Origin of the sequence: Lutispora thermophila DSM 19022 (assembly GCF_900142105.1) — a bacterium.
In the GTDB taxonomy this organism is placed as follows: Bacteria; Bacillota; Clostridia; order Lutisporales; family Lutisporaceae; genus Lutispora; species Lutispora thermophila.
This window is the reverse complement of the sequence record NZ_FQZS01000014.1, coordinates 72,577-98,332: the sequence shown is the minus strand read 5'-3', so window position 1 is coordinate 98,332 and position 25,756 is coordinate 72,577. Positions and strand designations below refer to the sequence as shown.

The window sequence follows — 25,756 nt, the reverse complement described above, 5'->3', positions numbered from 1 at the left end:
CTGTTTCCTCCTACTTATTCTTTAAACTGTATACAAAAGCTAATATTTCAGCTACTGCCTGATACATTTCAACAGGTATTTGCTGACCAATATCTGTAGTTTTAAACAATGCTTGGGCTAATGGCTTGTTTTCTATAACAGGCACATTAGATTCCTTGGCTTTTTCTTTTATCCTATAAGCTATTAAGTCCTTGCCTTTTGCTGTTACAACAGGCGCATCAGAAATATTTGAATCGTACTTGATTGCCACTGCATAATGAGTTGGGTTTGTAATTATTACATCTGCTTTAGGTACTTCAGCCATCATCCTTCTTAATGATAATTGTCTTTGCTTTTCTTTTATTTTTGATTTTACTTGAGGATTTCCCTCTGTTTGCTTATACTCTTCTTTTATTTCCTGTTTTGTCATTTTAAGGTTTTTTTCAAACTCCCATAATTGATAACCATAATCAAAAACAGATAGAACTAACAACATAATAGATGACCTTAAACCAATAGTTATAATAGCATTACCTATAAAAGCCATCGAAGTATTTAGCTCCATATTCATAAAATTTGCTATCATCATATAATTATCTCTTAAAAAATCGTATATAAAGTAGCCAATCAGCAACATCTTAATTGAAGCTTTTAGTAGTTCAATCAATGAATTTTTTGAAAATAATCTTTTTAAACCTTGTATAGGATTCAGTTTATTAAAATTAGGCATCAAAGGTTTTGTCGAAAATAAGAAGCCCACCTGTAAATAATTAGCTACTACTGATGCCAATAATGCAACCGCCATAATAGGCAAAACTATTAAGAAAAAAGACCATATACATTGCATAAACATATTTCTCAAGTTACTTGACTGATAAAGACTGTCTACATCAGTAAATACAGTTAAAAATCTGCTAATTATATTAGTAAGACGGTCATATATATACCCTGACAAAATCTTTATGCACCAAAACATAAGGAGTAATAATACAGCAGATACAACTTCCCTGCTCTTTGCTACCTGACCCTTTTCTCTTGCTTCTTTCCTTCTCTTCGGGGTAGCCTTTTCTGTTTTTTCTTCTGAAAAAAGGGTAAGGCAAATAACTAAATCATCCAAATCAATCATCCTTCGACCATGCTCTGTAAAATAATGCTTATATATGCAAACAAATTATCAAATAAATAATCTAGTGTGTTTGAAAGACCTGGCATTATAATCATTAAAACTAATAAACCCAAAGCTATTCTCAGTGGCATTCCTACCATAAACACATTCATTTGAGGAACCATTCTTGCTAATATACCTAAAGCTACCTCAGAAATCAAAACAGCAGCTGTTATTGGAAAAGCTATTTTAACAGCCATATAAAAAGTTTCAGAAAAAATACCAATAAGGTTATTAATCAGTTCTTTTGTAAAAAACAGACTATTTATGGGTACAATATTATAGCTTTTCGTAAGGGCCAAAAACAATATATGATGTCCATCCATCATCAAAAATAATAAAATTGACAATATATACAAGAAGTTTCCTAAAAGTGGTACTTGAATATTGCTTTGTGGATCTAAAACATTTATCATACTAAATCCAATCTGGGTATCTATTAATTGCCCTGCTATAAACAGTGCTGAAAATACCATATTGCTTACATATCCTATGATAATACCCACAAATAGTTCTTTAAAAATTATTAAAGTGAAATCTACTAAATTTGAATACTCTATAACAACATCACCCAGTAAAGGAGCTAAAATGAAAGTTGTGAACAACGCCAGTCCAATTTTTAAATATGAAGGTGTGTTTTGCCTTCCAAATACTGGGCTTAAAACAAACAGCGAAGTCATTCTTATAAATACCAAAAGATATAAAATAAATCTATTTATTAATACATCTGTTATGCTCATATTCTCTTACCTTATATATGTGTATAAATTTTCAAATAGATTTATTGTAAACTCAGCTATCATATTCCCCATCCATGGTCCAAAAATTATTAAAGTAAGAAAAATAGTTATTAGTTTTGGTATGAATGAAAGGGTGGCTTCTTGTATTTGTGTGGTAGCTTGTATAATGCTTACAATTAAACCGACTAATAACCCTAGACCCAAAATAGGCGCAGAAATCATTACTGTTATACTAATGGCTCTTTGGGCTACATCCATTACTACACTTTGATCCATAAAAACACCTCATTATTGCAATTAAAAGCCTAATATCAAAGATCTAACTATCAAATTCCATCCATCTACCATAACAAACAATAATATCTTGAAAGGCATAGAAATCATAACTGGTGGTAACATCATCATGCCCATCGACATTAGTGTACTAGCGACAACCATGTCTATTATTAGAAAAGGTATATAGAGAAAGAATCCTATTTGAAAGGCTGTCTTCAGTTCGCTAATTATAAAAGCTGGAATCAGTGCCTTAGTTGGTATGTCGTCTAAATTTACAGAGCTATCAAGTTGTCCAAGTTTTAAAAACAATGCTATATCTTTCTCTCTTGTATGTTTAAACATGAAGTTTCTTATAGGTTTCATTGCATTCTCTATAGCCTCTTCTTGACTTATTTGCTCTTCCATATATGGTTTGATTGCTGTATCATTAATTTCTGTAAATACTGGCGACATAATATAAAATGTTAGAAATAAAGCAAGTCCAATCAAAACTTGATTTGAAGGCATTTGCTGAGTTCCTAATGCATTTCTTGTAAAGGATAACACAATAACTATTCTTGTAAAAGAGGTAAGCATGATAAGCAAGGAAGGTGCTAAAGATAAAATCGTAAGTAAAAATAATATTTGCAAACTTAACGCAACTTCCTGTGGCGACTCTGCAGCCTTTACATTTAAATCTATATTAGGTATAGGTAAAGTCGGTTCAGCATATACTCTGCTTCCAATCAAGAATGCCACAATTACAAAAAACAGTATGTTTTTAAAAATTCTTTTACTCATTTTTTTTGATCCCTTTGATAATTTTTTTGAGCTTTTCAATGTTATGTTTTATACCATTTGTGCTATGATGCAAATCCATATTGCTATAGGTATTAATTAAATAACTATCAAAGTCATTAAATCCATCGCTATTCATTAGTTGATCTTTCATTTTTTCATCTGTAAGTTTATCTATCAGATATATGCCTTTTAGACTGTCTGATATTAAATAAAACTCATCACATACTTTAATAATATGCAAACGTCTATCATTTCCAAATGAAAGGGTTTCAATGAGTTTCATATGCTTATTCTTTCCAGTTACTCTTCTACCAATAAACTTTGAAAAATAATAACTGAAAGCCAACACAATGAGAAATATGATTATGATGTAAATTAGTTTTAATAAACTCATGAAACCGTTTGATTCATATAATCCATTCATTTCCTAACTCAATACTTTCTTTACAGCCTCTATTATTCTCTCTGCCTGGAATGGTTTTACGATAAAATCCTTTGCACCAGCTTGTATTGCTTCTATTACCATTGCTTGTTGCCCCATAGCAGAGCACATAATAATTTTAGCTGAAGGATTAATCTTTTTTATTTCCTTAACGGCTTGTATACCATCTACCTCTGGCATGGTTATATCCATAATAACAAGATCAGGATTCAACTCCATATATTTATCAATAGCCTTTGCTCCATTTTCAGCTTCGCCAGCAATTGTAAAGCCGTTTTTCACCAAAACATCTTTTATCATCATTCTCATAAATGCAGCATCATCTACAATTAAAATTCCGTTTGCCATTTTCAATCCTCCTAGTTAATGCTTTTTATTATTTGATTTATACTTTTTTCAATCTTTTACTTGGACTAACAATATCAGTTATTCTAACTCCAAAACTCTCATCAATAACAACTACTTCACCTTTAGCAATAAATTTACCATTTACTATTACATCAACTGGTTCACCGGCTAATCTATCCAATTCAACGACAGTACCCGGTCCAAACTCCAGTATATCTTTTATAAGTCTTTTTGTTCTCCCTAATTCTACTGTTATCTCAAGAGGAACATCCATTATCAAATCAATATTTTCTTTGTTTCCACTGCTACCATCTAAATCAAATTCTTCAAACTGAACGGGTTGAACTTGAACATAATTGGTATCTACTTTTCTAGTATCGGTATGGCTACTTTGCTGTTCAACACTTTTATCTACTATTCGACTTTTATCCGGATTTTCCTTCCTTGCGGTATCTATTTCTTCACTATTTGAAGCAGAATTAAATAGCTCTCTAACCATTTTTTTAGCAAACTCAATAGGTATAAGTTGCATTATTTCGCTGTCAAGAATACCTTCAACCTCCATCTTAAAGGCAACTCGAACAATTGAATCATTGAAATTATATTTGATCGGACTAGACTCTCTAAACTTCATTAAAAACGCTTTTGGAGGTGATATATTTATACTTTTGTTAAAAATACTAGACAAAGATGTTGACGATGATCCTATCATTTGATTCATAGCCTCTCCAATAGCACTTAAATCCAGATCATTAATCTCCCCATGAATATTATGTCCGTCGCCACCCATCATAAGATCCGTAATTGCTTTTACATCTTCCTCTTTTAATATTAATAAATTTGAACCTTCAAATCCTTCTGTATACTTAACCTCTACTGCAACATAAGGTAGAGGGTATTGTCTTACTAAATCATCCCAAGTCATTACGCTTACCCTAGGAGTTGTTATTGTTACTTTATTATTCAATAATGCAAATAAAGTAGTGGCTGAAGTGCCCATGCTTATATTTCCTATTTCTCCTATGGCATCAATTTCTTCCGGTGTTAGAGTAACATCGTTTTCATTGCTTCCTTTCAATAGAGCATCTATTTCTTCCTGTGTAAGCATATCACTCATCTGCCTCATCTCCTCTCTTTTCAATCCTTGTAATTTTAACGGCAACCTTGTTCTTTTTTATTCCTGGATAACAGTAAAATTTCAGTTTACTTCCTACGAATACTTCCAACTCCTCATTTGCTGACTTATCCAATGTAATTACATCACCTTTTTGAAGATTAAGTATGTCTTTTACATTCAAAACAGATTTGCCAAGAACTACGCTTAATGGCAAGTAAGTCTTCTCTATTCTCTTCTCTAGGTTACGGATCTCATTTGATGAAACATCCTTAGTGAGACCTGAGAACCAAAACTTTGTGCTCAATTTTGGTATGATGGGTTCAATTACTATATGAGGTATACATATATGCATGGATCCCTCAACATTTCCTATCTTTACATTTAATGTCACAAGAGCAATAGTCTCATTTGGTGACATTATCTGTGCAAACTGAGTATTCGTTTCAATCTTTGAAAGTTTGGGTTTTAAATCAGCTACATTTTTCCATGGATCCTTATATAAGTTCAATATTTGGTTTAATATCTTTTCAATAATGGTTAATTCTATCTCTGTAAAAATTCTATTTTCTTCATATGCTTGCCCTGCCCCACCCAATATCTTCTCTATCATAGTAAAGCTGATACTAGGAGTAATTTCCATCAATATGGATCCACTTAGGGGAGAAAAATCGATTACTCCAAGGGTAGAAGGATTCGGCATTGAGTTACTAAATTCATAATAAGTAAGTTGGTCTACAGAAACAACTTCTATTTGAACAAAAGATAACAAGTAACCAGATAAATATGTTTGCAATACTCTAGAGAAATTTTCATGTATCATCTGTAGAGTCCTTAATTGATCTTTCGCAAACTTATTTGGTATTTTAAAATCATATGCTCTTACTTTTTTTTCTTCTTTTTCTTCCCGAATTTCTTTTACATCTAACTCTCCAGCATTTAATGCATTTAACAATGCATCTATCTCAACTTGCGACAATACTTCGGTCAATAGCTTACACCTCCTGCTACTGCATTATAAATTCGTCAAAATACACATTAAGTATTTTATCGCTATTCAACAATTTTCTAACAACACTTAAAATTTCTTTTTGGAGATTCGATTGACCTTCTGCTCCTTTTAAGTCTTCTTCGGTTTTACTTCTAAGTAGCAAATTTATCTCATGTCGTAATTCAGGATTTCTTGCACTGATAATTTCTTGTACTTTTGAATTTGCAAGCTCTAGCTGTACAGTTACTTTAAGTATCTTATTGCTGTCTTTTACATTACTTACAAAAGATTGATCGAAAGAATACATGGTAATATTTTTATTCACTTTTATAGATTCATCATTTTCACTATTGCTCTGTGCAGTTATCAAAGCAACTCCTAATGCAATAACAACAATTAATAATACAACAACAATAATAAGTAAAATATTATTCTTCTTCAACTTCAACCCTCCATCTATATTGGTTAGGTTACTTACCATTTGATTCACTATTGATAATCAAAATATCTACCCTTCTATTATTTTGCCTTCCTTCTGGTGTGCTGTTTGTATCTATTGGATGATACTCCCCATAGCCAACGGCAGATAATCTCCAAGGTTCAACATTCTTTACTTCAACTAAATATCTTAAAACATTAACAGCTCTTGCAGTGGAAAGCTCCCAATTTGAAGGATATCTGTAGGTATGAATAGGTACATTATCTGTATGTCCCTCAATTCTAATGTTTTTACCACTTTCCTTTATTACATCTGAAATCTTTTCTATTATATACTTTGCCTCATCCTTTATTTCTGCCTTACCGGAATCGAATAATGTTGCATCAAGCATCCTTATTAATAAACCTCTTTCGTTAAGTACTAACGTAACATTATTTTCTAAATCATTTTCTTTAATAAAATTGTCGACTTGTTGATATATTCTACTAAACTCTTCAGTTTCTTGATTGTTTAAACTGCCTGGAAAAGTTGCTTCAATGGGCGTCATATCTACAACTATACCTGAATCTAAAACACCTAAAGAACCTTGTAATGATTGTATTATTGATTCAAATTTCTGTGCATCTATAGTTGCAAATGAAAACAACAATACGAAAAAACAGAGCAATAATGTCATCATATCTGCATATGTATTCATCCAAGGTGCTGTTCCACCACCACCCGAATCCACTTTCCTTTTTCTTCTGCTCATAGACTGCTTTCCACCCCTCTATCTCCCTCAGCATACGCATTCTTTTCTCTTGATACTCTCTCCCTTAATTGAGGTGATAAGAAAGCTTTAAGTTTTTCTTCTATTATTCTAGGATTTTCACCTGCTTGTATAGATAATATACCTTCAAGCATTACTTCTTTCATCAAAATTTCTTCTGAACTGCGAATTTTCAACTTGTTTACTACTGGAATACAAAAAACATTTGCTAAAAATGATCCATAAAATGTGGTGATTATAGCAACAGCCATGTTCGGTCCAACAGTTGATGGGTCATCTAAACCTGCCAACATATTAATCAAACCTATTAAAGTTCCTATCATACCGAATGCCGGACTCATTGCACTCATATATTCATATACACTACGATTACTTGCATGTCTTTCCTCAATAAACGATAATTCTGTTTCCATAATATTTCTAACCAATTCAGGATCTGTACCATCAACAATTAGATTTATACCTCTTTGAAGAAAATCATCTTTCAAACTGTTTGCTGCTTCTTCTAATGCTAATAAACCCTCTTTGCGTGCAATATTAGCTAAATCTATTATTGATTTAATTAAGCTCTCCGGAACTAATGGCTTATATACAAACACATATTTTAAAGCTTTGATACCTTCAAGTAAACCTTTAAAGGGAAAAGCCATTATAGTCATTGCTATTGTCCCACCAAAAGTACACACAATCGAAGGAAAATGTATATAACCTCCTAAATCACCACTTAATATAATTGACCAGACCATAACAATGAGGCCGCTTAAAAGTCCTACAATAGATGCTATGTCCAATTACCTGCACCTCTTTTCACGCTTAATCTTTTTTTAAATACTCTTCAATACAGAAAACTTTTCTCTTGTGTTCCACAATTCTATTCACAATCTCTTCAACAGTTTCTGAAACAACATACTTCTTACCGTCTCTTAAAGTTATGACTGTATCAGGTGTTTCCTCTATGGTTTCTATTAGATCAGAATTAATATAATATTCTTTTCCATTAAACCTTGTAACCTTAATCATCTAATCACATCCTTTTTTGTTAGTCCCTGGGCTCTGCCCAGGGACTATTACTTCATTATCTCTTCATATTAACTAATTCCTGAAGCATTTCATCGGATGCTGTAATAATTCTTGAGTTAGCTTGGAAACCTCTTTGTGTAGTTATCATTTCTGTAAACTCGGTTCCTAGATCAACATTAGACATCTCCAAATTACCTGGATTTAAAGCTCCTGCTCCACCACTGCCAGGAACACCAATTACAGGCTCTCCTGAGTTTGGAGTAACCTGATACATGTTTTCTGATGTCTTCTCCAATCCTGCAGGATTCTTAAATGTTGCCAACGCTATTTGGCCTATAACTCTGCTTTGACCATTGGTAAATATTGCACTAATCTCGCCTGATGATCCAATGCTAAATGTATCTAGATAACCCTGTGGATAACCATTTTTTGTTATTGTAGTACTTGAATCGTTTGCAAACTGAGTTAAACCTTCGAAGTTTACTTCGACATTCATATCATCAAACAACTGATTGCCAGTATTGATTGGATCTTTTCCTGAAATCACCAATGTAAGTTTGCTTATCTTATCTGCATCATTAGTAACTAAATTACCATTTGAGTCAAACTTTATTGGTATAATGACATCAGCAATTGAAGCTGGATTTGCTACAGCTGTTCCTGAAGCGTTAAAATAGCTCTTATCATCTAGATTCTGTATTATTACACCCCATTCATTGTCTGCTCCAACCTCATCACCATCCTTAATTCCCCTAACAAAAGTAAACTTCAATGTATGCTTACCGCCAAGGCTATCATAAAATACTGTTGTTGTTTCTCTAAATTGAACACCACCTGAAAACTGCAGATTCTTATCAGCATCAAAACTTATGAAATCTGCAGGTATTGCTGCAACTGTTTTTGTAGGGTCTGTAGGATCAGGTTTGGTAGCAGGTACTCTTGTCATATCTTTATTCAAATTTCCTGATACTGAAGCAGTATCTGTAGCCATAGCAGGGAAGGATTTTGTTTTTGATATTACTATGCCTTCCAAAACACCTTTAAGTACTGTAGATCCATCAGGAGCAGGATTCCTTTCTTCATCTTCCATATAACCAAGGACTCTGTAGCCATTTGGAGCAACCAAATTACCATTCTCGTCCAATGTAAAGTTTCCTGCTCTGGTATAGGTTCTACTCAGAAAATCACTGCTATTGGAAAGTATAAAGAATCCATCACCATTAATAGCCAAATCAGTATTATTGTCAGTTCTTTGAGTAGCACCTTTAACATGGAAAGTATCTATTGATGCTAGTGAGATACCTAGACCTACTTGCTGAGGATTTGTACCTCCTCTGCCTAATTGAGGAGAACTTGCACCTTTTATGGTTTGGTTAAACACCTCCTGAAAAGTCGCTCTTTGACTTTTGAATCCTACAGTATTAACATTTGAAATATTGTTTCCTATTATATCCATTTTTAACTGATGGGCTTTAAGCCCTGATACACCTGTAAACATAGATCTCATCATTTTTCAATCGACCTCCTCTTGCTTTAATGTCCCTTCATCTGTCGTTCAGAAGGGTTAAGCCTCCTACAAAAGGTCCGGCTTATATAATTATTGCTCCATCAATATTGGTAAAAATATTATCCTTCAAAGACTCTTCTGTAGCTGCAGTTATAATTGTTTTGCTCTTGACATTAGCAATCAATGCGGTTCCACCTAAAATTATCAATGTATCCTTTACACCTTTTTTAGCAGCTTTCTCTACAGCTTTATCAATGCTTTCAATATCTTTTTGAGTTAGTTTCACATTTCTTGAAATCAACCTTTCCTGAGCATGCTTCGAAAACTTAATACTCCCTTGCTGTTGAATCTTATCATTTAAAATGTTCTCAAAATTAACGTTTTGCCTGACTAAAGGCTTGTCCTGAGCAATTACCTTATTGCCGCTGCCAACAGGTATTATATTTCTGTTTATATTAATCTTAAAGTCATCCATCATATCACCTCAACGGCTTTCATTTAACTTCATAAATTTCATCAAGGGAAAGCTGATAATCACCAACGACCAATTTTATACTACCATTTACGCTCTTAATCGATTCAACTGTTCCAGCTATTTCTACACCATTTTTCTTACCTTTTACTTCTTTTCCAAGCATGCTGTAGGCCATACTGAATCTGATGTTTTGTAACAACATCGAACTCTGATCTGCAGAGCTTATCAATTCTGTAACCTCTTTTACAGACTCATATGGTACTTCCTTTGAATCTACTACCACATAAACTTCATCACCTTTTACTCTGGCACTTTCAACAATTCCTACAACTTCGTTCAATTGACCTGTTTCAGTGGTTATTATAGCACTTATCATTTTCCCTACCAATCCGTAGGCTGAATTGATCTTTGCGATTTTGTTCGTGTTCTGAGCCTGCTCCAAACTTGAGAATTGAGCCATTTGAGATATAAACTCCTTGTCATCCATTGGCTCCAAAGGGTTTTGATATCTCAACTGAGTTACCAATAAATTTAGAAAAGCATCCTTTCCCAACGTATCACTATATTCTTTAGTTTTATTACTGCTCGTTGTATATGTTGTATTTGATACGCTGTTCACATTACTCATAATTTCACCTCCTATACTCTTATATCAAGTAAACCTTCATTAATGTAATAAGGATTTTCATAATTAGAAATATTCTCGTCTAATTCTGTAACTATGTCTTCAACATATGAAGTCCTCTTGCTATTGCTCTTCCAAGCACTGAAATTATCATTTTCTTTTTGCCATTTTTCTTGGTTTCCAACAGAAACACTTATATTTTGAATATTAATCCCTTTTTGAGTTAAAGATTCTTTAAGATCTACAAAGCTTGATTCAATTGCTTCTTTAACTCTTTGATTCTCTGCTATAAACTTTGCAGTCATTTCTCCGTTTTCCATAATTAATTTTACGGTAACTTTTCCTAATGACTCAGGTTTTAATCTGATTCTTAATTCTGTAAACTCATCAGTATCAAGCAATTGACTGCTTTCAACAATCTGTTTAAAAATCTCCTCATTATTAATAAATTGTGGTCTATCTATTAGAGGATTTCTGTCGACAGCTTTGAGATTATCTTGGATGTCAAAAGCCTTTTCACCTATTGCTGCATAATTGATAGCAATGTCATCAACATCATTGCTTATCTTATGCTGTATCTCTGGATATTCAGAATCATGATTTTTCATTTGAATCTCATTGTCGATTTTAGCTACTATTTCTGCCTCTTCAACAGATTCTGCACCAATATCAGTAGATTTGCCCTCTACTTCTTCATGATTCTCCTGAATTTGAGCTGTTTGCATTTCTGATACCGGCTTAATAACCCTATTAAACGAAGAATGCTCCAAAAGGTTTAAACCATTAAGTACAGTGTCTTTTATTTGATTTAATTGAGTAGAATTGCTATCTATATTTACATGCTCTTCAGCTTCATTGGAAATAGCAACCTCATTAATAATCAAAGACTTTATATCATTTATTATTTCATTAAAATCATCCATGTCTTCAATCTTAATATCCTTCGTAATAGCATTGATGTTTTCAATCAAAACAGACTTATCTAAAGTGCTATAATCGATTTGATTAAGCTCACTTTGCAATATATCTTTTACTTTTTCCATATCATTGATTTCCAGATTTAGCATTCCAGATAGCATTAAAAGTATGTTTCCTACTATGTCTATTTCTTTAACCATATCATCATCTTTTGAAGATTCCTGCTCAAACTCATCTTCTTTAATGTCTTTTGCTTCCTTTCTCGCACTAACTTCTTTTGTTTCTTTTACATCCTTTTCTTCTTTAACTGTATTTATAGATTTTTGATCAGCTTCTTTGTTTATATATTTATCTTTTTTATTACTATCATCTACTCTGGAAGCTTCTGCCTTTTTTGAAGTTTGCTCATTTCCTTTTTGCTGAATTGCCTTCTGCATAATTTGCTTATAATCAACGCCAGTGTTATCGCTATTAAAGCTTAATTTTGCATTGGCTTTAACATCCATAGTCTTGCCGTTTAACATACTGTTAAAATCTATCATAATCATAATTATCACCTCCTTTCTAAGTTATTACATCAATTACTGCCTTCTACAGCAGCAATATCTTCTAGAATTTGAGCTGCTTGCACTGGATCCATAAGCACTAGGATTGAACTGCTTTTATCTTTACTCATGTTTCTTAGAATTTGAACAACTGTATCTTTGCTTTCCATATTAGATAAAATTCGCATTGCCTTTGCTGCATCCATCTTCTCTAAGTATTCTACTTGTTCCATGACACTATCAAGTTTTGTATTTAATCTATCTAATCTCTCATCCAATTGAGCCTCTTTTTCCTTCAAGGACTCTTCTTTAGCAGCTAGAGTTTTCTCTTTTTCTTCAATTTCCTTTTCCTTTTCATTTAACTGCTCTTCTTTTATTTTTAGAGCATTTTTTTCCTGCTCTATCTTTTCCAATTCTATTTGCTGGGGTGTTTTCTCTTCTTCAACTGGCCCTATTATATTGCCTACAACAGGCCAAGTTGACATATACTTGAGTAGTGCTGGTTTAGCACCTCCTATATTGAATACCAAAATACATCCTGCCGCAATTATTGCCGTTAAAGCTAGTATCATCAATATAAGGAAGAAGTTTTGCAGCTTTACATGTATCTTTCCTGTTTTAACATTCTTTTTCTTTTCAACTTGCTGCATGTTCTTACCCCCATCACATTCTGCTTTCCTTGAAGGAAACTATTTCTTCGATATTCTTTTCGTTTTTGCGCTGCTCATCAACTTGAAATTCATTATAGTAGATCTCTTTTAACCTTTCCATTGTCTTTCTGTTTTGCATTGCTTTAACAAGTTCTTGCCTGTTCTTCTTTACTTCTTCTTCTGCCTTGATAACGGCATTAGTTTTGTGCTTAATTCCTTCTCTATAAAATATCTGTTCTTCATAAATATCTCTCAATTCTCCAATAGTTGTTCCATTGCTTGCCAACTTATATAACTCATTATTGCAATTTTTCAATGAATTATATAAATCATTTAACTCATCCTTCTCTCTCAAGTATTTCTTCATGCTTAAACTAAATAGGTTCTTTTTTTGATCCTCCAAGCTTTGTCTATACTCAAGGACTTTTTGAAATTTAAATTTATATGTAGCCAAAATAATCACCTAACTTAATATATTTTCCATGATGCGTATAGTATCGTCAAAACTTACTTTTTCTTTTGTAGATTGAGTTAGGAATTGATTTATGCTATCTATTTTTTCTATGGCAAAATCAATTTTTTTATTGCTTCCTTTCTGATATGCCCCTATATTTATTAAGTCTTCCGAATCTTTATATATAGATAGTAATTTCTTAATTTCATTTGCTAACTCTTTGTGATGATCTGATACAATATTAGGCATAAGTCTGCTAATGCTTGCAAGAACATCAATGGAAGGATAATGGTTTCTGTTAGCAAGAAGTCTTGATAAAACTATATGTCCATCTAAAATTCCACGAACAGCATCTGTAATAGGCTCATTCATATCATCACCATCAACAAGTACTGTATAAAATGCTGTAATAGAGCCTTTATCAGATGTACCTGTTCTTTCAAGAAGCTTAGGCAACACAGAAAATACAGATGGTGTAAACCCTCTTGATACAGGAGGTTCACCGATAGATAATCCTATTTCTCTTTGAGCCATAGCAAAACGAGTAAGGGAATCCATCATAAGCAAAACATCTTTTCCCTGGTCTCTAAAATACTCTGCTATAGTTGTTGCCACATAGGCTGATTTTAATCTAATTAGAGGAGGTTGATCTGAAGTAGCTACAACAAGAACTGATCTGCTTAGTCCTTCATCCTGTAAATCATTTTTTATAAACTCATTTACTTCTCTTCCTCTTTCACCAATCAAACATATTACATTAATATCAGCCGTTGTATTTCTTGCTATCATTCCAAGCAAAGTGCTTTTACCTACACCACTTCCGGCGAATATTCCAACTCTCTGCCCTTTTCCTATAGTCAACATGCCATCAATAGCTTTAACACCTAATGATAATGGAGTATCAATTATCTTTCTAAGCAGCGGATCCGGTGGTTCGTTATATATTGAGTATAAACTATTACTTTCTATTGGTCCTTTACCATCTATAGGTTGTCCTAATCCATCAAGTACCCTACCCAATAGGTCATTGCTCACATTTATATGCATGCTTTTTCCTGTTGCTACTACTTGACTTCCTGGCCCTATTCCATCCAGCGATCCCAATGGCATCAAACTTACGGTATTTCCTTTAAAACCTACAACTTCCGCTAAGATAGGGTTTTTATTCTTGATGTTTACTATGCTGCACAATTCATTTAAGTTAACAGCAGGTCCAACGGATTCAATGGTTAAGCCTACAACTTGCGATACCCTACCACTATATCTAACAAAATCTTTCGTTTCAACAATCTTCTTATACTTGGATAAATTAAGTTTTGTCAAAGCTATCACTCATTTCTCAATGCAAAGTAAAAGGCTTTTTGCAGTTGCTCTATTTGCAGTTCAATGCTTGAGTTGACTTCACCTGATGGTGTATCTACAATACAATCACCTTTTTTTAGAAACTTATCTTCTATTATTTCCAATTCGGATATTCCTTCAACTAATGATTCTATAATATCCTTATTTACTAGTACATTGGGATAATCTTCACTGCTAACCCTTATAGTAACCTTATTTCTATAGGTACACTTTTCTAATGCAATTTTTATCTGAGATATTATGGTATTCTTATTTTGTTGTATCTCATCTCCAATAATCTTCTTAACCAAATTTAATACTAGCTCTACTATTTCTTCTTCAGCTTCTTTGAATATAGCTTCTTTTCTTTTATTGAGATAGATTACAATATCAGCTGCTTCCTTAATAATGTCACTGGTCTTCCTTCTTGCATCTTCCAAACCCTGTTTAAAACCTTGTTCATACGCTTTTTGCATTTCATTTTGCTTAAGATTCTCTATCTCAACTAACTTTTCATCAGCTATTCTTTTCGCTTCATCATTTGCTTCTTCAATTATTTTCGAATACATTTCATGTGCTTCTTTTATAATCCTGTCATACTCTTTATTAGCATCAACATTTTCCATATCTTCTACATTTTTATCATCACTAACATTTACTACATCTAAATTAATACTCTCTATTTTATTGACCAGAGGTTTAGGAGTTCCAACATTTACTTTATGAGATTTATATACTCTATACAATTATCTCATCGCCTCCACCTCTAGCTATTACAATTTCTCCTGCATCTTCAAGTTTTCTAATTACATTGACAATCTTCTGCTGTGCTTCTTCTACATCTCTTAGTCTTACAGGGCCCATATATTCCATATCTTCTTTAATCATTTCAGCTAGTCGCTTAGACATATTGGAGAATACAGCCTTTGCAACCTCTTCACTGGAACTCTTAAGAGCAAGAGCCCAATCTCCATTCTCAACCTCTCTGATAACTCTCTGTATGGAACGATTGTCAAGGGTAATAATATCTTCAAAGACAAACATCCTCTTTTTGATCTGTTCTGCTAACTCAATATCCTGTAATTCAAGAGTTTCCATAATGTTCTTTTCAGTACCTCTATCTACGGAGTTCAATATATCTACAACCGCTTGAATACCTCCTGCAGATGTGTAATCCTGACTGATCATAGAAGAAAGCTTTCTCTCTAAAACTCTTTCTATCTCTTTAATTACTTCCGGCGATGTTCTATCCATCATCGCAATCCTTCTTGTCACATCAGCCTGTTTATCCGGAGATAATGCAGACAATATTGCCGAAGCTTGCTGAGGCTTTAGATATGAAAGAATGAGCGCTATGGTTTGGGGATGCTCGCCTTGAATGAAATTCAATAATTGAGAAGGATCTGCTTTTCTAACAAAATCAAACGGTCTCACCTGTAAAGATGCAGTCAACTTATTTATTACATCCAAAGCTTTCTGATTTCCTAAAGCTCTCTCCAGAACCTCTTTTGCATATGATATTCCACCCTCTGATATATACTCTTGTGCTAAGCAAATCTGGTAAAATTCTTCAAGAACTTGTTCTTTTTCTTCTGGAGCGACAGTCCTCATATTTGCAATCTCAAGAGTTAGCTGCTCAATATCTTCTTCTTTTAAATGCTTAAATATTAGAGCAGATTTCTCAGGACCAATTGCTATGAGCAAAATAGCCGCTTTCTGCAAACCGGTAAATTGACCCTTGCTTGTCCTGCCCATATCATCACTCTTTATTCCTCATTTAGCCATGTCTTCAATAGCTGCGCTGCTTGCTCTGGTTTCTGGGACACAAATTTCTCTACTTTTTTCTTAACTTCATTATCAATATCAGTTAGTTCTGAAACTTCATCTATCTTACTTAACGCCATTTCAACATCATCTTCATCTTTTTCTTCATATTTCTTGTTTCTTCTATAAATATAAATCATTGCTCCTGCAAGTACTAATGCAGCTAATGCGTAAGGTATAAAATCTTTAGGTTCTAATGTGTTATCTTTATTTGTTTCACTTTCAACCAAATCTCTTATTGAAGTATCAAAATCCATAGCCATGACATGAATGCTATCTGGATCTTCTACTCCAAAACCTTTTACTGCTTTTAAAGCTAATTCTGTTATATTTTTAATCTCTTCATCATCAATATCTAACGAAGGATCATTTTTATCCTTTAATTCTTTTTCGATTTGTGTCAAAGACATTTTTTTGTAGTATTCTTTATTACCATTCTGTTCATTAGATAACTTTAATCTTAGGGCCTCTCTTTTAATTTTGGCATTATTATCAATTAATATAGATAATGACAAATTTTCAATATATCCTTTTTCCTTAACAATTTGGTTTTGAAATTCATTTATCTCGTAATTTACTATTCTGCTGGATTCATTATAACTTGATTCTGATTCGTCAGTTTGCACATAAGTAGGTATTTCAGTATTGCTATCAGTTCCTGGCACACCGCCTGAACCATCACCAGTCCATTGCTTACTTGATTCTTCTTTACTCCTTATAAGTCCAGCATTATCATCACTATTATCTGGCGATTTAAATTCTTTTGATGTTTCTACTTTTTCATCAAAGTTCAGCTTCACTGTAGCCATAACATTGACATTACCAACACCATAGACTGATTCTAAAAACTTTCTAACACTGTTTTGTATATTAATCCTTGTAGCTTCTTGCATCTCCATCTGCGTACTAACCTGAGTGCTGAAAGTCGTTCCTTCAGTCTTCAAAGATCTGCCATTTTCATCTATAATTGTTATATTTTCTTCTTTTAAGCCTTTCACGCTCTTAGATATGTACTGAGCAATTCCATTAACTTGGGCTTCATCCAGACCAGGATATCCGGCTTTAGTTTTTATAATTACACTGGCACTGGCTTCCTGTCTATTACTTTCCAAAACAAACACATTATCATCAGGAATAAACAGGTTTACTTGTGCCCATTCAACACCATCTAAAGACTTTATCCCATTGGCTATTGTGTTTTGCATGTATAATATTTGCTTCAGCTTTTTATCTTGAGAAGTATCGTTGAAAGATGATTTAAGCATTTCAGGAAAAACAAAATCATTTTTGGGTAGACCTTCCATCGCAAGATTTATCCTTGCTTCATCCACTTTATCTTTAGGTACTAATATAGTAGTACCATCAACTTTAACAGGGATTTTCATTTCCTGTAACTTATTTTTTATTTCACCTGCATCCTTGGCATCAAGATTTGGATACAAAACCTGATACCTTGGCATAGCTGAAATTATGCCTATGCTTACTATAAGCAACACAGATATTGTAGATATTATTGCAATTCTTATTTTTTGTCCTTTTTCAAGTCCCTGCCAAAACTCATTCAGGTTATCCTTCACTTTCTTGATTGCCTCACCCATTTAATCAGTCACCTCACAATTAAATGGACATGCGCATAATCTCGTTATATGCATCTAGAATCTTGTTTCTTATCTGTAGTGTAAACTGAAATGCTAATTCCGCTTTTTGTGATGCTATGACAACCTGATGAACATTATCTATATTTCCAGTTACCAATTTATTATTTAAACTTTGGGACTCTAATTGTAATTGATTAACTTTTTCAATGCTATTCTTCAGCATATCACTAAAAGATAATCTATTTTTGCTATCAGTACTTCCAAAATTCTCAAGAAGCTTTAGACTACTTGTATTAGTAAAATCTATTCTCAAAGTTCTTTCCTCCCGCTATATTCTTCCTATTTCTAGAGCCTTCATGATCATGCTTTTAGTAGAATTGATCGAAGTAACATTTGCTTCATATGCTCTAGTGGCAGATATCATATTAACCATTTCTACCATAATATCCACATTAGGCATTTTTACATATCCGTTTTCATCCGCATCAGGATGACCTGGATTATATACTAATTTAAACTCAGATTTATCTTCCACAATTTGGCTGACTTTAACACCAGATTTTTTTATACTGTTTTGAGCATTCGATAAATAATAGCTAAAAGGCTGATTCACACTGGCTTCTTTAAACACAACCATTTTCCTTCTATAGGGCATCCCATCAGATGTTCTTGTAGTATTTGCATTAGCAATGTTTTGAGATATAATATCCATTCTAAGTCTCTCAGCTGTTAATCCTGAAGCACTAATATTTATGGAATCAAATAAAGCCACAAAAACTACCTCCCTTCATTAATCGCTTTTTTAATAATACTAAGTTGTCCTATTAATTGATTTGCCAATATATTATACTGAATTGAATTTTTAGCTAACTCAGCATTCTCTTCATCAACATCCACATTATTACCGTCTGCTCTCATGGATGTACTATAATCTCTTGTAACTTTGATATCTTTTGACATAGTACGATCTTTTCCTATAGGAAGAAAGTTAGGGCTTTTATGTATAGATCCTGTATTAAACTTGTTAACTGATGCTTCAAAGTATACTCTAAACTTTTTATAACCCGGAGTTTCTGCATTAGCTATATTGTTTGATATAGCTTCGTTTTTAACCCAACAGGCATCAAGAGCTCTTTCCAGTAAGCCCGTTTGATCACTGATCCTGTTTATCATAAGACACCATTCCCTTCTATTTGCTAAAATAGTTAATTCGACAAAGAACATGGTTTTCCTTTTTAAAACAACTTATAATTACACAAAAATATTAATTTCTTTGTATTAAAGCATATAATGATAAAATACATTAAAATCTACTAAAATTCAACTTATTCTTAATTATAAATATTTTATTTTATATAGTAAATGGTAGCAAAGTTCTATTTATATACAAAATGTTGTAATTATAGTTTTTTTTCGCAAAAAAATAAGAGAGTTTTACACTCTCTTATTTTTGCTAATTTACATTATCCAAGCTTTTTAAGCTCATCAATTAACTTATCATTTAATATTTTTATATGGGTTCCTTTCATTCCTAAAGATCTGGATTCAATAACACCTGCACTTTCAAATTTCCTTAAGGCATTCACTATTACCGACCTTGTTATTCCTACTTTATCAGCAATTTTGCTTGCTACAAGCAATCCTTCATTTCCGCCTAGTTCTTTAAATATATGCTCTACAGCCTCTAATTCAGAATAGGATAATGTACCTATTGCCATCTGCACTACTGCTTTTTTTCTTGCTTCCTCCTCTATTTCTTCTTGTTTAGAACGAAGCATCTCCATGCCCACAACTGTTGCCGAATATTCCAACAACACCAAGTCTTCTTCGATAAATTCATCATCAAACTTCCCTAGCATAATAGTACCTAATCTTTCACCACTACCATAAACAGGCACTATAGTAGAATATTTAAAGTCCATATTGCATGTTTTGCTGTTATCAACTACACAAAGATTATCCTTTTTTTCGATATTTGCTTGTGTTTCTGTGATACCTAATAACGTATTATTATATTCTTCTGGAAATCTCTCTTCCACTAGTATCTCATCATTAATTATACTGCACTCCATTGATCTGCAAAGACCATAACCTAAAACTCTGCCTTTTCTGCTTATAATATACACATTGGCATTCAAAACCTCACTGATGATATTGCAAAGCTCTTTAAAAGATACAGGTTGAGGTCCTGTCATTTGTAATACCTTGTTTACTTTCCTAACTTTCTCTAACAATGTCATTCAAAAATTCCTCCTATTTTATATTATATATCTGCTTGTATCTTTCTCCTTGATATTATTTGATAGGGTTTTTCTAACATAGTCTTTTGTAATGATAAATTGCTTTTCTTCCATATCGGGTGCATTAAAAGATAATTCCTCAAACAACTTCTCCATAACAGTGTATAGCCTTCTTGCTCCAATATCCTCTGTTTGCTCATTCATAACAGCTGCTATTTCTGCTATTTCATTAATAGCTTCTTCATCAAAATCTATTTCAAGCCCTTCAGTTGATAACAAAGCCTTGTATTGCTTTATCAAAGCATTATTGGGTTTTGTCAATATTTCTTTAAAGTTCTCCTTTGTAAGGCTTGTTAATTCTACTCTGACTGGAAAACGGCCTTGTAATTCTGGAATCAAGTCAGATACTTTTGAAACATGAAAGGCACCAGCTGCTATAAAAAGCATATGGTCAGTTTTTACAGGTCCATATTTAGTCATAACTGTACTTCCTTCAACAATTGGCAGTATATCTCTTTGTACTCCTTCTCTTGAGACATCAGGACCTCCGGAGTAGTCCTTCCCTGCAATTTTATCTATTTCATCAATAAATATGATACCTTTTTCTTCAGCTCTAACTATGGCTTCATCAATTACCGCATCCATGTCAATGAGTTTCTGAGCTTCTTGTTGTGTAAGTATCTTAATCGCATCTTTTATTGTCACTTTCTTTTTTTTAACCTTTTTGGGAAAAATATTCCCAAGCATGTCTTGAATATTTATACTCATTTGCTCAATGCCTGCACCGGTGAACATATCTATTGTAGAAGACGAACTATCTTCTACTTCTATTTCAACTATTTGGTTATCTAATTCCCCTTTTTTTATCTTTTCTTTAATATAAAATCTGTTCATTACTATTTTTTCATCATCTTTATCGTCATCCTGGATTTGACTATCTTTGTATTGATAGTTAAAAAGAGCCTCAAATGGATTACTGTCCTTTCGGTTCTTTATTGGCGATGGTACCAATATTTTTCCAAGATAATCTATAGCAGCTTCATAGGCTTTTTCATTTACTTCTTGGGTTTTTTCTGCTTTTACAATACGAATAGATGCTTCAACTATATCTCTTATCATGGACTCTACATCTCGTCCAACATAGCCAACCTCAGTAAACTTCGTTGCCTCTACTTTCACAAAAGGTGCATTTACAAGCTTCGCAAGTCTTCTTGCAATTTCTGTTTTTCCAACACCAGTAGGACCTATCATTAAAATATTTTTAGGAGTGATTTCATTTTTTAACTCATCTGGCAATTGATTTCTCCTATATCTGTTTCTCAATGCTACTGCCACTGATTTCTTTGCACTTTCTTGCCCAATGATATATTTATCTAACTCTTCTACAATCTGCTTTGGAGTCAACTCAATCATAAATAACCTCCTAGATCACTTCTACAATTATGTTACTATTGGTATATACACATATAGATGCAGCTATCTCAAGAGATTTTTTAGCTATTTCTTCTGCACTAAGATCTGTATTGTAGTACAAAGCCTTGGCTGCAGCAAGTGCATAATTTCCACCTGATCCTATTGCTATAAAACCTTCATCGGGTTCTATTACTTCCCCTCCGCCAGAAATAACAAGAAGGGTTTCTTTATCAGCTGCTATCAACATGGCTTCCAAATTTCTCAATACCTTATCTTTTCTCCATTCTCTGGCCAGCTCTACAGCAGATCTCTTTAAGTTCCCACCGTATTGCTCCAGTTTCTCTTCAAATTTTTCCGATAAAGCAAAGGCATCCGACACAGAACCTGCAAAGCCAACTAATACTCTTCCATTAAACAATCTTCGTATCTTTCTTGCAGTAGCTTTAATAATTGTGTTCTGTCCCATGGTAACCTGTCCGTCACCTGCTATTGCACATTGTCCATTTTTTAAGACCCCAACTATAGTTGTCCCATTAAACATAATACTCCTCCAGTTGATACTTATGATAATTTTTCGAATTTTCTAATAAGTCTAAATCTTCATCACAGTAAATAGTAACACAATAGTAATTATTTATCAATATTTTTTATATACTTTTATTAGCTTCTTCTTAATGGCATGCTGTTCTTATCATTTAAAATTTTAACTAACATGTTAATATTGGACTACTTATTATTTGCTTGTTTCTCATAATCACAGTTTTCATTTAAGCATTTTAAAAGCATCTGCCTATTATTTGATTTTTTTGCTAAATGACTTCCACATTTAGGACATATCTCATTTGTAGGTTCATCCCAAGTGGTAAAATCACAATTTGGATAATTGCTACATCCGTAAAATTTCCTTCCTCTCTTTGATTTTCTTGCAATCAATTGTCCATTGCTACATTTAGGACATTTTACACCCGTATTTTCTACAATGGGTTTTGTATTTTTGCATTCTGGAAAACCAGGACATGCAAGAAACTTACCATATTTACCCATCTTGTATACTAAGTTCCTTCCACAAAATTCACATACTTCTTCGCTTACTTCATCTGGTATATCAATTTTGCCAATCCTTTCCTCCGCTATTTTCAAAGTTTCTTGAAATGGCATATAAAACCTTTTTATAACATCAATCCATTTTTCTTCGCCATCTGCGATCTTATCTAAATCTCTTTCCATATTAGCTGTAAACTCCACATTAATAATATCTTTGAAATTTTCTATTAAAAGCTTTGTTACTGCCTCCCCCAATTCTGTTGTTTTAAGATATTTCTTTTCTTTAATTACATATCCTCTTGCAAGTATGGTAGATATTATAGGAGCATAAGTGCTTGGTCTCCCAATTCCTTTTTCTTCTAAAGCTTTTACCAACGTTGCTTCTGTATATCTCGGTGGAGGTTCCGTAAAATGTTGCTTAGGCTCTAGTTTCTTAAGCTTCAATACTTGCCCTTCATGTACCTCAGGTAAAATAACATCCTTATCTTCTTCCTTTTCATCTTTTCCTTCAGTATATACTAACATGAACCCTTGAAACTTAACAGCGCTTCCAGTAGCTTTAAATAAATAATTTCCTGCAGTAATATCTATTGTTACAATATCATACACAGCGGATTCCATCTGGCTTGCAATAAATCTTGTCCATATTAGATCGTATAGTTTGTATTGATCTTTATCTAATGAATCCTTTATTAAATTTGGCTCTCTAAAGGCAGATGTTGGTCTAATTCCTTCGTGAGCATCCTGTATTTTTTTCCCTGATTTCACTTGATTATTGTTTTTTCTATAGTATATATCTCCATATCTTTCAATTATAAACTTTTTTGCATCTGCTTTCGCCTCTTCAGAAAGCCTTGTTGAATCTGTTCTAATATAACTTACCAGACCTACTGTACCTTCACCCTTTATATCTACTCCTTCATATAGCTGCTGAGCTATCATCATTGTTTTTTTGGTAGAAAATCCAAGTTTTCTATAGGCTTCCTGCTGTAAAGTACTTGTTGTAAACGGCAGAGGCGCATTCCTTTTCTTTTCTCCCTTTTTTATTTTTGAAACCTTATATTCTTCTCCTTCTAACTTCTTCAATAGCTCTTCCATTTCATCTTGAGAATTTATCTCTATTTTATTCTTGTTATCACCATAGAACTTCGCCTCTATAGTTTTTTTTGAATTGTTATCAAAAAGTCTGGCGCTTAAATCCCAGTATTCCTTGGATTCAAAAGCTCTAATCTCTTCTTCTCTATCATAAATAAGCTTTACTGCCACAGATTGAACTCTACCTGCACTCAGACCCTTTTTTACCTTTTTCCACAACAGTGGACTTATCTTATAACCTACTAACCTATCTAATACCCTTCTTGCTTGCTGGGCATCTACTAAGTCCATATTAATATTTCTCGGATTCTTTATTGCATTTTTTACTGCAGTTTTTGTGATTTCATTAAATTCAATTCTGCAACTATCTGTCGGATCTATACCTAATACTTTTGACAAGTGCCATGAAATAGCTTCACCTTCTCTATCTGGGTCTGTTGCTAGATAAATTCTATCGCAACCCTTTGCTTCCTTCTTCAATTTATCCAAAGTTTGTCCTTTTCCCCTAATAGTTATATACTTTGGTTGAAAATCATTTTCTATATCTATACCAAGTTGACTTTTAGGCAAGTCTCTTATATGTCCCATGGTTGCTTCCACTTTATAACCAGAACTCAAAAACTTTTTTATAGTTTTAACTTTTGCTGGTGACTCAACAATAATTAATGTAGTTTTCAAAGCCTTTCACTCCAATTAAAAAAAATCAATATGATTATAGCAGAACTAAATTATATAATCAAAGCTTACATAATATATATTAGTTTTTATAATATAAATTGTCTATTTCTTTTATTATTCCCATGATTTCTAATTGAAGAATTTTTGATAACACATCGGATATATTAAGCTTTGTATATTCTATAATCTCATCAATGCTTTTTCCTGAACATTCAAGGCATTTTAAGATTAACTTGTGTTCACTATCCAAACGTTCTACTCTGTCAATAATTTTATTATGACTATACCCATACTCCTCCAGTATGTCATTAGTGCATGTTACTATTTTTGCTCCATCTTTGATTAATTCATTCGTACCCCTGCTGTTTGGAACACCAATATTTCCTGGCACTGCAAACACATCTCTACCCTGTTCCAGTGCAAAATCAGCAGTTATTAAGGATCCGCTTTTTTCGTTTGCCTCAACAACTACCACACCTTTTGCCAATCCGCTAATAATTCTATTCCTAGCCGGAAAATTTTGTGGCAACGCTTCTATTCCTAAAGGATATTCAGATATTATTGCACCTTGCTTAGCTATTTCTTTTGCAAGATTATATCCGCTTTTTGGATACACAAAATTTAATCCACATGCAAATACCGCTATAGTCCTACCTCCTGCCTTCAAAGCACCCCTATGAGCAGCTGAATCAACACCCAATGCCATACCACTTACCACCGTAATGCCTGCTTCAGCTAATTCAATTCCTAACTTTTCAGCTGTTTTTAAACCATAATCAGAAGCTTTTCTCGAACCGACCACTGCTATAGCATTTTCATCTTCATCTTTAATATTACCTCTTACATATATTACAGGAGGTGGATCATATATATTTTTTAAGTTTTTTGGATATTCGTCTTCGTCTATAGTATAGACTTTTATGTCATTTTCTTTCACTTTTTTCATATATCTATCAATTTTATCAATATCTCGTTTTGTAATAATTATATCAACAATTTTCTCGTTTAATATACCTGATTCCAATAACTCATTCTTACTACTTTCAAAAACTCTTTTAGCACTTCCAAAGTATTCTATTAAAGAAATATATTTTCTAGAACCTATTTGAGGTAATCCAGACAGCCATATACTATATTTCTTATCTTCCATTTTGACCTCCATACATTATTTTTTTACAAGAAAATTATACCTCACATTGTAATTTTTTCAAATATCCAATAACCTAACCTGAGTTAAGTGTAAATTTATAACATCATTTGATTGATATAGAAGGTAAATTAACTTA

Annotated in this window: 30 protein-coding genes; all 30 read right to left on the bottom strand. The window is 33.0% G+C overall.

The window, feature by feature from the left end:
• Positions 1-10 precede the first annotated feature (10 nt).
• Complete coding sequence (gene flhB / locus BUB48_RS11155; protein WP_084524535.1) at positions 11-1,096, bottom strand: flagellar biosynthesis protein FlhB; 1,086 nt, start codon at positions 1,094-1,096, stop codon at positions 11-13.
• Between the two features lie 5 nt (positions 1,097-1,101).
• On the bottom strand, positions 1,102-1,884 hold the full coding sequence (gene fliR, locus BUB48_RS11150) for a flagellar biosynthetic protein FliR (protein ID WP_073026319.1): 783 nt from the start codon (positions 1,882-1,884) through the stop codon (positions 1,102-1,104).
• Positions 1,885-1,890: 6 nt separating this feature from the next.
• Positions 1,891-2,160: a flagellar biosynthesis protein FliQ gene (fliQ, locus tag BUB48_RS11145; protein WP_073026318.1), complete on the bottom strand. Its 270-nt coding sequence runs from the start codon at positions 2,158-2,160 to the stop codon at positions 1,891-1,893.
• A 21-nt stretch (positions 2,161-2,181) separates the two neighbouring features.
• Complete coding sequence (fliP, locus tag BUB48_RS11140) at positions 2,182-2,940, bottom strand: flagellar type III secretion system pore protein FliP (RefSeq protein WP_073026317.1); 759 nt, start codon at positions 2,938-2,940, stop codon at positions 2,182-2,184.
• Entirely contained in the window at positions 2,933-3,364 is a 432-nt protein-coding gene (locus BUB48_RS11135) for a flagellar biosynthetic protein FliO (protein WP_073026316.1), read from the bottom strand. Before BUB48_RS11135 ends, fliP begins: the two co-directional genes overlap by 8 nt.
• 3 nt (positions 3,365-3,367) lie before the next feature.
• On the bottom strand, positions 3,368-3,730 hold the full coding sequence (locus tag BUB48_RS11130; protein ID WP_073026315.1) for a response regulator: 363 nt from the start codon (positions 3,728-3,730) through the stop codon (positions 3,368-3,370).
• Positions 3,731-3,767: 37 nt separating this feature from the next.
• On the bottom strand, positions 3,768-4,847 hold the full coding sequence (gene fliY / locus BUB48_RS11125; RefSeq protein ID WP_073026314.1) for a flagellar motor switch phosphatase FliY: 1,080 nt from the start codon (positions 4,845-4,847) through the stop codon (positions 3,768-3,770).
• Complete coding sequence (gene fliM / locus BUB48_RS11120) at positions 4,840-5,835, bottom strand: flagellar motor switch protein FliM (protein ID WP_073026313.1); 996 nt, start codon at positions 5,833-5,835, stop codon at positions 4,840-4,842. The genes fliY and fliM overlap by 8 nt, the downstream gene beginning before the upstream one ends.
• A 16-nt stretch (positions 5,836-5,851) precedes the next feature.
• A complete protein-coding gene (locus BUB48_RS11115; protein WP_175548413.1) occupies positions 5,852-6,277 on the bottom strand; it encodes a flagellar basal body-associated FliL family protein in 426 nt (141 codons plus the stop codon).
• A 28-nt stretch (positions 6,278-6,305) separates the two neighbouring features.
• On the bottom strand, positions 6,306-7,025 hold the full coding sequence (locus tag BUB48_RS11110) for an OmpA family protein (RefSeq protein ID WP_073026311.1): 720 nt from the start codon (positions 7,023-7,025) through the stop codon (positions 6,306-6,308).
• On the bottom strand, positions 7,022-7,702 hold the full coding sequence (locus BUB48_RS11105; RefSeq protein WP_333782596.1) for a motility protein A: 681 nt from the start codon (positions 7,700-7,702) through the stop codon (positions 7,022-7,024). Before BUB48_RS11105 ends, BUB48_RS11110 begins: the two co-directional genes overlap by 4 nt.
• Positions 7,703-7,856: 154 nt before the next feature.
• Positions 7,857-8,063: a flagellar FlbD family protein gene (locus BUB48_RS11100; protein WP_073026309.1), complete on the bottom strand. Its 207-nt coding sequence runs from the start codon at positions 8,061-8,063 to the stop codon at positions 7,857-7,859.
• A 55-nt stretch (positions 8,064-8,118) separates the two neighbouring features.
• Complete coding sequence (locus tag BUB48_RS11095) at positions 8,119-9,573, bottom strand: flagellar hook protein FlgE (protein WP_073026308.1); 1,455 nt, start codon at positions 9,571-9,573, stop codon at positions 8,119-8,121.
• Positions 9,574-9,652: 79 nt separating this feature from the next.
• Positions 9,653-10,048 carry a TIGR02530 family flagellar biosynthesis protein gene (locus BUB48_RS11090; RefSeq protein ID WP_073026307.1) on the bottom strand — a complete coding sequence of 132 codons (396 nt, stop codon included), beginning with the start codon at positions 10,046-10,048 and terminating at the stop codon, positions 9,653-9,655.
• A 16-nt stretch (positions 10,049-10,064) separates the two neighbouring features.
• Entirely contained in the window at positions 10,065-10,673 is a 609-nt protein-coding gene (locus BUB48_RS11085; RefSeq protein ID WP_073026306.1) for a flagellar hook assembly protein FlgD, read from the bottom strand.
• 11 nt (positions 10,674-10,684) lie between these two features.
• Positions 10,685-12,136 (bottom strand): flagellar hook-length control protein FliK, encoded by a 1,452-nt coding sequence (locus tag BUB48_RS11080; protein WP_073026305.1) that lies wholly within the window; start codon positions 12,134-12,136, stop codon positions 10,685-10,687.
• A 29-nt stretch (positions 12,137-12,165) separates the two neighbouring features.
• Complete coding sequence (locus tag BUB48_RS11075) at positions 12,166-12,783, bottom strand: MotE family protein (protein ID WP_073026304.1); 618 nt, start codon at positions 12,781-12,783, stop codon at positions 12,166-12,168.
• Between the two features lie 13 nt (positions 12,784-12,796).
• Positions 12,797-13,237, bottom strand: coding sequence for a flagellar export protein FliJ (gene fliJ / locus BUB48_RS11070; RefSeq protein WP_073026303.1), 441 nt, complete (start codon positions 13,235-13,237; stop codon positions 12,797-12,799).
• Between the two features lie 9 nt (positions 13,238-13,246).
• The gene (fliI, locus tag BUB48_RS11065) at positions 13,247-14,560 is read right to left on the bottom strand and encodes a flagellar protein export ATPase FliI (protein ID WP_073026339.1); all 1,314 of its coding nucleotides are present in this window, start codon (positions 14,558-14,560) and stop codon (positions 13,247-13,249) included.
• Positions 14,561-14,565: 5 nt separating this feature from the next.
• Positions 14,566-15,324, bottom strand: a complete 759-nt coding sequence (locus BUB48_RS11060) for a FliH/SctL family protein (protein ID WP_073026302.1) — start codon at positions 15,322-15,324, stop codon at positions 14,566-14,568.
• Positions 15,317-16,333: a flagellar motor switch protein FliG gene (gene fliG, locus BUB48_RS11055; protein ID WP_073026301.1), complete on the bottom strand. Its 1,017-nt coding sequence runs from the start codon at positions 16,331-16,333 to the stop codon at positions 15,317-15,319. The genes BUB48_RS11060 and fliG overlap by 8 nt, the downstream gene beginning before the upstream one ends.
• A gap of 11 nt (positions 16,334-16,344) precedes the next feature.
• Positions 16,345-18,000 carry a flagellar basal-body MS-ring/collar protein FliF gene (fliF, locus tag BUB48_RS11050; protein WP_073026300.1) on the bottom strand — a complete coding sequence of 552 codons (1,656 nt, stop codon included), beginning with the start codon at positions 17,998-18,000 and terminating at the stop codon, positions 16,345-16,347.
• Positions 18,001-18,019: 19 nt separating this feature from the next.
• Complete coding sequence (fliE, locus tag BUB48_RS11045; RefSeq protein WP_073026299.1) at positions 18,020-18,313, bottom strand: flagellar hook-basal body complex protein FliE; 294 nt, start codon at positions 18,311-18,313, stop codon at positions 18,020-18,022.
• 15 nt (positions 18,314-18,328) lie between these two features.
• The gene (gene flgC / locus BUB48_RS11040) at positions 18,329-18,772 is read right to left on the bottom strand and encodes a flagellar basal body rod protein FlgC (RefSeq protein WP_073026298.1); all 444 of its coding nucleotides are present in this window, start codon (positions 18,770-18,772) and stop codon (positions 18,329-18,331) included.
• A gap of 5 nt (positions 18,773-18,777) precedes the next feature.
• Entirely contained in the window at positions 18,778-19,173 is a 396-nt protein-coding gene (gene flgB, locus BUB48_RS11035; protein WP_073026297.1) for a flagellar basal body rod protein FlgB, read from the bottom strand.
• 290 nt (positions 19,174-19,463) lie between these two features.
• Positions 19,464-20,240, bottom strand: coding sequence for a GTP-sensing pleiotropic transcriptional regulator CodY (gene codY, locus BUB48_RS11030; RefSeq protein WP_073026296.1), 777 nt, complete (start codon positions 20,238-20,240; stop codon positions 19,464-19,466).
• 18 nt (positions 20,241-20,258) lie between these two features.
• Positions 20,259-21,653 (bottom strand): ATP-dependent protease ATPase subunit HslU, encoded by a 1,395-nt coding sequence (hslU, locus tag BUB48_RS11025; protein ID WP_073026295.1) that lies wholly within the window; start codon positions 21,651-21,653, stop codon positions 20,259-20,261.
• A gap of 10 nt (positions 21,654-21,663) precedes the next feature.
• Positions 21,664-22,194 carry an ATP-dependent protease subunit HslV gene (hslV, locus tag BUB48_RS11020; protein WP_073026294.1) on the bottom strand — a complete coding sequence of 177 codons (531 nt, stop codon included), beginning with the start codon at positions 22,192-22,194 and terminating at the stop codon, positions 21,664-21,666.
• Positions 22,195-22,379: 185 nt separating this feature from the next.
• Positions 22,380-24,470 carry a type I DNA topoisomerase gene (gene topA / locus BUB48_RS11015; RefSeq protein WP_073026293.1) on the bottom strand — a complete coding sequence of 697 codons (2,091 nt, stop codon included), beginning with the start codon at positions 24,468-24,470 and terminating at the stop codon, positions 22,380-22,382.
• Between the two features lie 79 nt (positions 24,471-24,549).
• Positions 24,550-25,620: a DNA-processing protein DprA gene (gene dprA, locus BUB48_RS11010; RefSeq protein WP_073026292.1), complete on the bottom strand. Its 1,071-nt coding sequence runs from the start codon at positions 25,618-25,620 to the stop codon at positions 24,550-24,552.
• Between the last annotated feature and the right edge of the window lie 136 nt (positions 25,621-25,756).